This window comes from Jatrophihabitans sp. (genome assembly GCF_051960575.1).
Classification (GTDB): Bacteria; Actinomycetota; Actinomycetes; order Mycobacteriales; family Jatrophihabitantaceae; genus JBQCEE01.
Map to the genome: position 1 here is coordinate 1 of NZ_JBQCEE010000071.1, position 9,102 is coordinate 9,102.

Sequence of the window (9,102 nt, forward strand, 5' to 3'; positions counted from 1 at the left end):
GAGAAGGACGCCGCGCTCGAGCGCCGCTTCCAGCCGATCCAGGTCGGCGAGCCGAGCGTCTCGCACACCATCGAGATCCTGAAGGGGCTGCGCGACCGGTACGAGGCGCACCACCGCATCTCGATCACCGACGCCGCGCTCGTCGCCGCCGCCGGGCTGGCCGACCGCTACATCAGCGACCGGTTCCTGCCCGACAAGGCGATCGACCTCATCGACGAGGCCGGTGCCCGCATGCGCATCCGCCGGATGACCGCGCCGCCGGACCTCCGCGAGTTCGACGAGCGCATCGCCGACGTCCGCCGCGAGAAGGAGAGCGCGATCGACGCGCAGGACTTCGAGAAGGCCGCGTCGCTCCGTGACAAGGAGAAGACGCTGCTCGGCGAGAAGGCCAAGCGCGAGCAGGAGTGGAAGGCGGGCGACCTCGACGTCGTCGCCGAGGTCGACGACGAGCAGATCGCCGAGGTGCTCGCGACCTGGACGGGCATCCCGGTCTTCAAGCTGACCGAGGAGGAGACGGCGCGCCTGCTGCACATGGAGGACGAGCTGCACAAGCGGGTCGTCGGCCAGGAGCAGGCCATCAAGGCCGTCTCGCAGGCCATCCGCCGCACGCGCGCCGGCCTCAAGGACCCGAAGCGTCCCGGTGGGTCGTTCATCTTCGCCGGCCCGTCCGGCGTCGGGAAGACGGAGCTGTCGAAGACGCTCGCCGAGTTCCTGTTCGGGGACGCGGACGCGCTCATCCAGATCGACATGTCCGAGTTCCACGACCGCTACACCGTGTCGCGGCTCGTCGGTGCCCCTCCGGGCTACGTCGGCTACGACGAGGGCGGCCAGCTCACCGAGAAGGTGCGCCGCAAGCCGTTCTCGGTGGTGCTCTTCGACGAGGTCGAGAAGGCCCACCCGGATGTCTTCAACACGCTGCTGCAGGTGCTCGAGGACGGTCGCCTCACCGACGGCCAGGGCCGCATCGTCGACTTCAAGAACACGGTGCTGATCCTGACCACCAACCTCGGCACGCGTGACGTGTCGAAGGCGGTGGGCCTGGGCTTCTCGGCGGCGAACGACGAGATGGGCAACTACGAGCGGATGAAGCAGAAGGTCAACGACGAGCTGAAGCAGCACTTCCGCCCGGAGTTCCTGAACCGCATCGACGACATCATCGTCTTCCACCAGCTCACCGAGGCCGAGATCGTCCAGATCGTCGACCTGATGACCTCGCGTCTCGACCAGCAGCTGCGGAACAAGGACATGGGCCTCGAGCTCACGCCGGCCGCCAAGGCGCTGCTCGCGAAGAAGGGCTACGACCCCGTGCTGGGTGCCCGGCCGCTGCGCCGCACCATCCAGCGCGAGATCGAGGACCCGTTGAGCGAGAAGATCCTGTTCGGCGAGCTCCAGCCCGGCACGATCGTCGTGGTCGACACCGAGCCGGAGGACCCGATGAAGAAGGGCGGCGCCGAGAAGTTCACCTTCCGCGGCGAGCCGAAGCCGGGCGGCGAGCAGCTCGTCCCCGACGTCCCGCCGACGGCGATCACCGCCGAGTAGTCGCCGGTTCCACCAGCAGTCCCGACCGGGCCCGCCTCCACCTGGAGGCGGGCCCGTCGTCGTCCCGGGGGACGTGCGCCTTCCGGCCGTCGTGGACAGGTTCCGGGGGCAGTGGGTTGCGGCGGCGGGGGAGGGACGATCATGGCAGCATGAGCGATTCGCGCGGCTCCGGACGATGGGTACCGGCCTGCGTCGTGGCCGTCGCCTCGCTCGCCCTGGCGGCGTGCACGTCGTCCGGCCCGGGGTCGGCGGGACCGGCCTCGTCCGGGGCGGGGTCCGGCTCGACGCCCGGAGGCCAGGCACCCTCGCCCGGGTCGTCCGTGCCGTCGTCCGCACCACCGACGTCGTCGCCTCCGTCCGCGGCGTCCACCCCGTCGTCGACCGGCACGCCGTCGGCGCCGGACACCCTGCCGAGCACGCCCCTGCCCCCGGCGACCGACGTCTGCGCGCTGCTCACGCCCGCCCAGGTCAAGGCGGCGCTCGGCGGGCCGGTCGGGCAGCGGCGCGACGAACCGATCGGCGAGTTCCGGTCGTGCGGGTGGTACGGGGCGACGCCGGGGGTGCCGGATCCGGCGCTCGTCCAGGTGCAGGTCAGCGGGCGTCACTACACCCTCGCGCAGTTCGAGACGACGGCGAAGCAGCTGGCGGTCGGTCCGACGACGGCCGTGCCGGGCGTCGGCGACGCCGCCTACCGCTCGGGCGACCAGACGTCGGGCACGTACCTCGTCGCCCTGCGGGGTCGGACGTTCTTCCAGATCGTCGTCACCGGCACCGGGCACGACGCCGACCGCGCGGTCGCCGTCGCCCGGATCGTCGCCGCGCGCCTGCCCTCCTGACGGGGCTCAGGCGGGCGGCGGGCCGCCGAGGGCGATGCAGCCCGGCGCCGTCTCGTGCGCCAGTCCGTCGGCGAGCAGTGAGGCGAGGCAGCGCTCGCGCTGGGTGTCGTCGGGCCAGGCGTCGCGCAGGTCGTCCACCGGCACCGCGCCCTCGGCCTCGCGCAGGCGCGCCATGAGCCGCCCGCGCACCTGCCGGTCGGTGCCCTCGAAGCGCTGCACCGGACGCGACCGGGCCACCGCGGGTGGCGAGCCGGCCCGGCGCCACGCACACAGTGCGCTGACCGGGCAGTCGCCGCAGCGCGGCGCCGCGGCGGTGCAGACGAGGGCGCCGAGCTCCATCACGGCGACGCTGTAGATCGCGGCGGTCTCCGGGTCGGGCGGCAGCAGCGCGGTCATCGCGGCGAGATCGCGGGTGGTCGACGGCGCGCCGGCGTCGGGCAACCCGCTGACGGCGCGGGCCACGACCCGGCGCACGTTCGTGTCGACCACCGGCTGCCGCTGGCGGAAGGCGAACGCGGCGACCGCGCGGGCGGTGTACTCGCCGACACCGGGCAGGCTCAGCAGGTCGGCCACCTCGCGGGGCACCACGCCGTCGAAGCGCTCGGTGATCTCGACGGCCGCGGCGTGCAGCCGCATCGCCCGACGCGGGTAGCCGAGCCGGCCCCACTGCCGGATCGCCTCGGCCACCGGCTCGCTCGCCTGCGCCGCCGGCGTGGGCCACCGCGCGAGCCACGCGGCGTAGGCGGGCAGCACGCGCGACACCTGCGTCTGCTGCAGCATGATCTCGCTGACCAGCACGGCCCAGGGCGAGACGCCGGGACGCCGCCAGGGCAGGTCGCGCGCGGTGCGCCGGTACCAGTCGAGCACGGTGTCGGCGGCGAGTGCGGTCATCGTCGTCGATGATGTCATCTCCCCTGCGATCAGCCGGGTGCCAGCGCGTCTGCCCTGATTCGCGCAACGCCGCGGTTAACGTGGGCGACGACATGATGCACCCCGTCGGACCCCTCACCCCTGCCGTCTACTGGCGACGGCGGATCGTCCTGCTCGTGCTCGCCGTCGTCGCGCTGTTCCTGCTGATGAAGGTGGTCAGCGCGTTCGGCAGCTCGAGCGGATCGACGACGGGTGCGCCGTCACCGGCGAAGACCTCGTCGTCCTCGACGGCCGCCGGCGGCACGACCACCACGCCGGCCGCGCCGCTGACGATCACGACCTCGAGCGCGCCCGCACGCCGGCCCTTGCGCTCGGCCACGCCATCGGGTGGTGCGTCGTCGTCGGGCGCGACGCCCTCGACCACGTCGAGCAGCACCTCGGCCACGCCGCCGTCGGGCACGTCGTCGAAGCCCGCCGGCAGCGCCTCGCCCACCGTCACGCCGCCGGCCTGCACCACCGACCAGGTGCGGGTGAGCGCGCTGACCTCGCAGACGACCTACGCCGTCGGCGATCAGCCGGTGCTCGGGCTGCAGGCCACCAACACGGCGTCCACGCCGTGTCTCATCACGCTCAGCGACGCGACGGTGCAGCTGCAGGTCTACAACTTCGAGACCCGCGTCTGGGGCAGCGACGACTGCCCGAACGGCGGCGACCGGCCGGTCGAGCAGGTGCTCGCGCCGCGCGTCCCCGTGACCGTGCACGTGCCGTGGGCCGGCACGACGTCGTCGCCGGGCTGCAAGACCGTCCGCCAGCCGGTCGGCGCCGGCAGCTACACGCTGTACGCGACGTTGAGCGGCGAGCACGGCGCGGCCACGTCCTTCGCCTTCCACTGACCGGCGCATCGGCCGGGGCCTGCGGTCGGAGCTCCGCTCAGTTGAAGCGGTCGATGATCGACACCTCGGCCAGCCGTGACAGTCCCTCGCGCACGGCGCGGGCCCGCGTCTCGCCGACGCCGTCGACGGCCTGCAGGTCCTCGACCGACGCCGCCAGCAGCTTCTGCAGCTCGCCGAAGTGGTCGACGACGCGGTCGACGATCGCGGCGGGGATGCGCGGCACCCGGGCGAGCAGCCGGTGCCCGCGCGGGCTGACCGGCTGCTCGAGTGCCTCGGCCGTCGCCGGCCATCCCATCGCGCGTGCCACCTGGGTGACGTCGAGCAGGTCGGTGGCCGACAGCTCGGCGAGTTCGGCGAGCACCTGACCGGCGTCCTTGCCCTTGCGGCCCGCGGCCACGTAGTCGCGCGCGATGAGCTGCCGGTCGGCGTCGACCCCGGCCATGAGCTCCTCGAGCTGCAGGGCGAGCAGGCGGCCGTCGGTGCCGAGCTCGACGACGTGGCCGGTGACCTCGTCGGCGATGCGCCGCACCATCTCGAGCCGCTGCGAGACGACGGCGGCGTCACGCACGGTCACGAGATCCTCGATCTCGAGAGCGGACAGCGCCTGCGACACCTCGTCGAGGCGGGTCTTGTAGCGCTCGAGCGTGGCGATGGCCTGGTTCGCCCGCGACAGCAGCTCGCCGGTGCTCTCGAGCACGTAGCGGCGGTCGTCCACGTAGAGGCTGATGATCCGCATCGACTGCGACACCGAGATGACCGGGTAGCCGGTCTGCCGGGCGACGCGCTGCGCCGTGCGGTGCCGCGTGCCCGACTCCTCGGTCGGTGTCGACGGGTCGGGCATCAGGTGCGTCGCCGCGCGGGTGATGCGCGTGCCGTCGGTGCTGAGCACCACCGCGCCGTCCATCTTGCACAGCTCACGCAGCCGGGTTGCCGAGAACTCGACGTCCAGCGGGAAGCCGCCGGTGGCCATCGCCTCGACGGCGCGGTCCATGCCGAGCACGATCAGGGCGCCGGTGTTGCCGCGCAGGATGCGCTCGAGACCCTCGCGCAGCTCGGTGCCGGGCGCCATCGTGGCCAGCACGGTGCGCAGCGTCTCGTCGCGCTCCGACGTGGGCACGGCGACTCCTGTTCGCGGCGGGGGTGACGACCGGTCAGGACGAGTCTAGAGAGCGCCGCCCACCCTGTGCGGCGCTACGGCCCGTTCGTGCCCCGCCGCGCTCGCCCGACGGTGGCACCGGACGCAGCACCCGCCGCGCACCGAGACCGAGATGCCCCGACAGCGCGAGCGCCTCGGTGATCGCGTCGTCGATCGTGGCGACCGGGATCGTCCGCATGCCCGCGACGACCGGGCTCACGACCTCGCCGACCGAACTGGCCGGCACCAGCGCCGCGGTGAACCCGAGCCGGGCCGCCTCGGCCAGCCGCCGGTCGAGGGCCGGCACGCGCCGGACGTCGCCCGCCAGCGACACCTCGCCGATGGCGCACAGCGTCGGCGCGATCGGCGCGTCGCGTCCGGCCGAGGCGAGGGCGAGCGCGACCGCGAGGTCGGCGGCGGGCTCGTGCGCCGCGATGCCACCGACCGTCGCCGCGTACACGTCCTGGTCGCCGTAGCGCACCTTGTCGTCGTGCCGCATGAGGACGGCGAGCAGCATCGCCACCCGGGACGAGTCGAGCGAGCTCACCGCGCGGCGTGGCGAGCCGCCGTGGCCCGGCGTCGTGAGGGCCTGGATCTCGGTGACCATCGGCCGCTTGCCCTCGAGGGTGACCGTGACGCACGTGCCCGCCACCGCCGTCGACCGTTCCGACAGGAACAGCCCGGACGGGTCGGGCAGCCCCGCGAGACCGTCCTCGCGCATCTCGAAGCACCCGACCTCGTCGACGGCGCCGTAGCGGTTCTTCGTGGCGCGGATCAGGCGCAGCGACGAGTGCCGGTCGCCCTCGAAGTGCAGTACGACGTCGACGAGGTGCTCGAGCACCCGCGGGCCGGCGATCCCGCCGTCCTTGGTCACGTGCCCGACCAGCACCGTCGCCAGCCCGCGCGTCTTCGCGACGCCGATGAGCGCGGCCGTCACCGCCCGGATCTGCGGCACGCCACCCGCGGCGCCGTCGCAGGACTCGGAGCTGATCGTCTGCACCGAGTCGACGACGAGCAGCCCCGGGCCGACGGTGTCGACGTGCGTCAGCACCGCGGCCAGGTCGTTCTCGGCCGCCAGGTACAGCTCGGGGTGCAGGCTGCCGGTGCGCTCGGCGCGCAGGCGCACCTGCGCCGTCGACTCCTCGCCCGTCACGATGAGGGCGGGGCGGCCGTGGGCCTCGGCGAAGCGGTGCGCGACGTCGAGCAGCAGCGTCGACTTGCCGATGCCCGGCTCGCCCGCGAGCAGGATGACCGACCCGGGCACCAGCCCGCCGCCGAGCACGCGGTCGAGCTCGCCGACCCCGGTGCGCTGCGCCCGCGCCTGCTCGGGATCGAGCTGGCCGATCGGGCGCGCCGGCCGGGTGACGGCGCCGGGTACCACGGCGGCGCGCGCCACCGGTCCGGTCTCGCCGATCGACCCCCACGCCTGGCACTCGGGGCACCGACCGACCCAGCGCGGGACGGCGGTGCCGCACTCGGCGCAGCGGAACGCGGGCTTTCGGGCGGTGCTCGGTCTGGTCACGTCGGCAACGTAGCGAGCAGCTCTGACAAAACGCCGACGCCGCGACCGGAGGACCGGGTCGCGGCGTCGAAGCGTCGATCAGTCAGCGTCGATCAGCGAGCGGCGGTCAGGGCGCCGCCGGGCTCGGCGTCGGGCTGCTCTCCGGCGGCACGGACAGGCTGCCCGGGCTGCTCGACAGGCCGACCGGGACGTCGACGCTCACCGAGCCGGCCTTGTCGAACGTGAAGGTGATCTTCACGGTCTCGGCGGGGTAGAGCGACGAGAGCTTGAGGTCCTCGAGCAGCAGCACGCCCGGCTGCACCGCCTGGCCGAAGCTCACGCTGCTGTTGGCGGGCAGGGGCACGCTCTGCTTGCCCAGCGGCAGCGGCGTCGCGCTCGGGGCGGGCGTGATCGAGGTGGCCGACGACGGCGCGGAGGACGGCGCGGAGGACGGCGACGAGCCGCCCGCGCCGCGCTCCTGCCCGGCGACGAAGGCGTTCGCGGCGTCCGCCGACTCGAAGCTGCCCCAGCTGCTGAAGGCGCTGCTCGTGACGCCGGTGAGCGTGTCGGCGGTGGTGGTGCTGTTGTTGACGATCACGACCCTGAGCGCGGGGTCGTCGCCGGTCGAGTACTTGCCGTTGGGCGGCGTCTCGATGACCAGGCCGCGCAGCAGGATCTCGCCGACCTGCGCGTTGGTGCCGTCGAGCGTCGGCTTCTCGTTGGCGGTCTGGGCCTGCTTGCCGTTGGCGCAGGCGGAGGACACCAACGCGGCGCCGATCAGCGTCATGGCGAGACCGGCTCGACCGGCACGCAGCTTCGCGTTCACGTCGACTCCTCGTCGAAAGAGTGCACGGCCCCGATTCCTGCCGGTGCCGGGGCTCGGACTGACCTGTTTGCAGCGTAGCGAGAGCCGCGGCGGAGGCTGCCTGCGGCCTGCCGGGGAGCGACCTGCGCCGCAGCCCGTAGCACCGCCGGACGGCGTGGGACGGCGCTGCCGACACGGGGCGAAGGGCACCTCTTCGCGTCCGATCATTCTTCAGCAGGTGTGCCGCGTGTTACCCTGGACTCAGCGAAAGGGGCAGTAAACACATGACTTTCAAGGTCGGCGAGACCGTTGTCTATCCCCATCACGGGGCGGCCCTCATCGAAGCCATCGAGGAGCGACTCCTCAAGGGCGTCAAGAAAACCTACCTCAGGCTGAAGGTCGCCCAGGGCGACCTGACGGTGCTCGTGCCGGCCGAGAATGCAGAGGTCGTGGGTGTCCGCGACGTCGTCGGGCAGGAGGGTCTCGACAAGGTCTTCGACGTCCTGCGCGCCCCGCACACCGAGGAGCCGACCAACTGGTCGCGTCGGTACAAGGCGAACGGTGAGAAGCTCGCGTCGGGTGACGTGAACAAGGTGGCCGAGGTCGTCCGTGACCTCTGGCGGCGTGACCGCGACCGTGGCCTGTCGGCCGGCGAGAAGCGCATGCTGGCCAAGGCCCGCCAGATCCTGATCAGCGAGCTCGCGCTGGCCGAGGGCACCAACGAGGACAAGGCCGAGGTCGTCCTCGACGAGGTGCTGGCCGAGGCCGTCGCCTGAGCAACCCAGCTGTCCACGATGGCGGCGACGGTCCGATGACCGTCGCCGCCATCGTCGTTGCGGCAGGTTCGGGGCAGCGACTCGGCGCATCGGTGCCGAAGGCGTTCGTCGAGATCGCCGGACGCACGCTGCTCGAGCACGCCGTCGAACCCTTCCTCGGCCTGCCGCTCGTGGTGGTGGCGCCGGCGGCGCTGGTGGACTCCACCGCCGCCCTGGTGCCGCGCGCCGCGGTCGTGCCGGGCGGCACGACCCGGCAGGAGTCGGTGGCCCGTGGCCTCGACGCCGTGCCGCGGGAGTCGCGGTTCGTGCTCGTGCACGACGCCGCGCGCGCCTTCACCCCGCCGGACGTGATCACCCGGGTGCTCGACGCGCTGCACGCCGGCGCCGACGCCGTCATCCCCGCGCTGCCCGTCAGCGACACCATCAAGCAGGTGCGTGACGGCGTCGTCGTCGCGACGCCCGACCGCGCCGGCCTGGTGGCCGTGCAGACACCGCAGGGCTTCCGCCGCGACGTCCTGGTCGCCGCGCACTCCGGTGCGGCGGCGGACAGCGCCACCGACGACGCCGCACTCGTCGAGGCGCAGGGCGGTCGGGTCGTCGTCGTCGAGGGTGCGGTCGAGGCGTTCAAGATCACGATCCTGGACGACCTGCGCCGGGCCGAGGCGCTGCTGGCGGCACGGTCATGATCGGCCCGCGGACATGAGCGAACTGCGGACCGGCATCGGCGTCGACGTCCACCCGATCGAG

General features: G+C 73.1%; 10 protein-coding genes. 5 read left to right on the plus strand and 5 right to left on the minus strand.

The genetic code is table 11. From position 1 onward, the window contains the following. Both ACTHMS_RS03520 and ACTHMS_RS03525 read left to right on the plus strand, forming a co-directional pair. Positions 1–1,539: AAA family ATPase (locus ACTHMS_RS03520; protein WP_440305291.1), on the plus strand; the 1,539-nt coding region annotated here is incomplete at its 5' end. Positions 1,540–1,688: 149 nt separating this feature from the next. Then, on the plus strand, positions 1,689–2,375 hold the full coding sequence (locus ACTHMS_RS03525; RefSeq protein ID WP_440305292.1) for a hypothetical protein: 687 nt from the start codon (positions 1,689–1,691) through the stop codon (positions 2,373–2,375). Between the two features lie 6 nt (positions 2,376–2,381). On the opposite strand, the gene ACTHMS_RS03530 is transcribed toward ACTHMS_RS03525, so the two are convergent. Further along, complete coding sequence (locus ACTHMS_RS03530; RefSeq protein ID WP_440305293.1) at positions 2,382–3,284, minus strand: A/G-specific adenine glycosylase; 903 nt, start codon at positions 3,282–3,284, stop codon at positions 2,382–2,384. 109 nt (positions 3,285–3,393) lie between these two features. Then, positions 3,394–3,744 carry a hypothetical protein gene (locus ACTHMS_RS03535; RefSeq protein WP_440305294.1) on the minus strand — a complete coding sequence of 117 codons (351 nt, stop codon included), beginning with the start codon at positions 3,742–3,744 and terminating at the stop codon, positions 3,394–3,396. A gap of 31 nt (positions 3,745–3,775) precedes the next feature. On the opposite strand from ACTHMS_RS03535, the gene ACTHMS_RS03540 reads away from it, so the two are divergent. Further along, on the plus strand, positions 3,776–4,138 hold the full coding sequence (locus ACTHMS_RS03540; RefSeq protein ID WP_440305295.1) for a hypothetical protein: 363 nt from the start codon (positions 3,776–3,778) through the stop codon (positions 4,136–4,138). 37 nt (positions 4,139–4,175) lie between these two features. Here the strand turns inward: ACTHMS_RS03540 and disA are convergent, their stop codons facing one another. From disA to ACTHMS_RS03555, 3 genes are all read right to left on the minus strand, one after another. Continuing rightward, positions 4,176–5,255, minus strand: a complete 1,080-nt coding sequence (gene disA, locus ACTHMS_RS03545) for a DNA integrity scanning diadenylate cyclase DisA (RefSeq protein WP_440305296.1) — start codon at positions 5,253–5,255, stop codon at positions 4,176–4,178. Positions 5,256–5,289: 34 nt separating this feature from the next. Continuing rightward, entirely contained in the window at positions 5,290–6,795 is a 1,506-nt protein-coding gene (gene radA, locus ACTHMS_RS03550) for a DNA repair protein RadA (protein WP_440305297.1), read from the minus strand. Positions 6,796–6,901: 106 nt separating this feature from the next. Continuing rightward, a complete protein-coding gene (locus ACTHMS_RS03555; protein WP_440305298.1) occupies positions 6,902–7,600 on the minus strand; it encodes a hypothetical protein in 699 nt (232 codons plus the stop codon). A gap of 263 nt (positions 7,601–7,863) precedes the next feature. Between ACTHMS_RS03555 and ACTHMS_RS03560 the strand changes: the two genes are divergently transcribed. Beyond that, positions 7,864–8,355 carry a CarD family transcriptional regulator gene (locus tag ACTHMS_RS03560; RefSeq protein WP_440305299.1) on the plus strand — a complete coding sequence of 164 codons (492 nt, stop codon included), beginning with the start codon at positions 7,864–7,866 and terminating at the stop codon, positions 8,353–8,355. A 35-nt stretch (positions 8,356–8,390) separates the two neighbouring features. Continuing rightward, positions 8,391–9,041, plus strand: coding sequence for a 2-C-methyl-D-erythritol 4-phosphate cytidylyltransferase (gene ispD, locus ACTHMS_RS03565; RefSeq protein ID WP_440305300.1), 651 nt, complete (start codon positions 8,391–8,393; stop codon positions 9,039–9,041). Positions 9,042–9,102 lie beyond the last annotated feature (61 nt).

What these genes read in the sequence shown, in the direction of transcription:
- ispD (WP_440305300.1), top strand. Translation starts at nt 8,391, where the DNA reads ATGACCGTCGCCGCCATCGTCGTTGCGGCAGGTTCGGGGCAGCGACTC.
- ACTHMS_RS03525 (WP_440305292.1), top strand. Translation starts at nt 1,689, where the DNA reads ATGAGCGATTCGCGCGGCTCCGGACGATGGGTACCGGCCTGCGTCGTG.
- ACTHMS_RS03560 (WP_440305299.1), top strand. Translation starts at nt 7,864, where the DNA reads ATGACTTTCAAGGTCGGCGAGACCGTTGTCTATCCCCATCACGGGGCG.
- ACTHMS_RS03530 (WP_440305293.1), bottom strand. Translation starts at nt 3,284, where the DNA reads ATGACATCATCGACGACGATGACCGCACTCGCCGCCGACACCGTGCTC.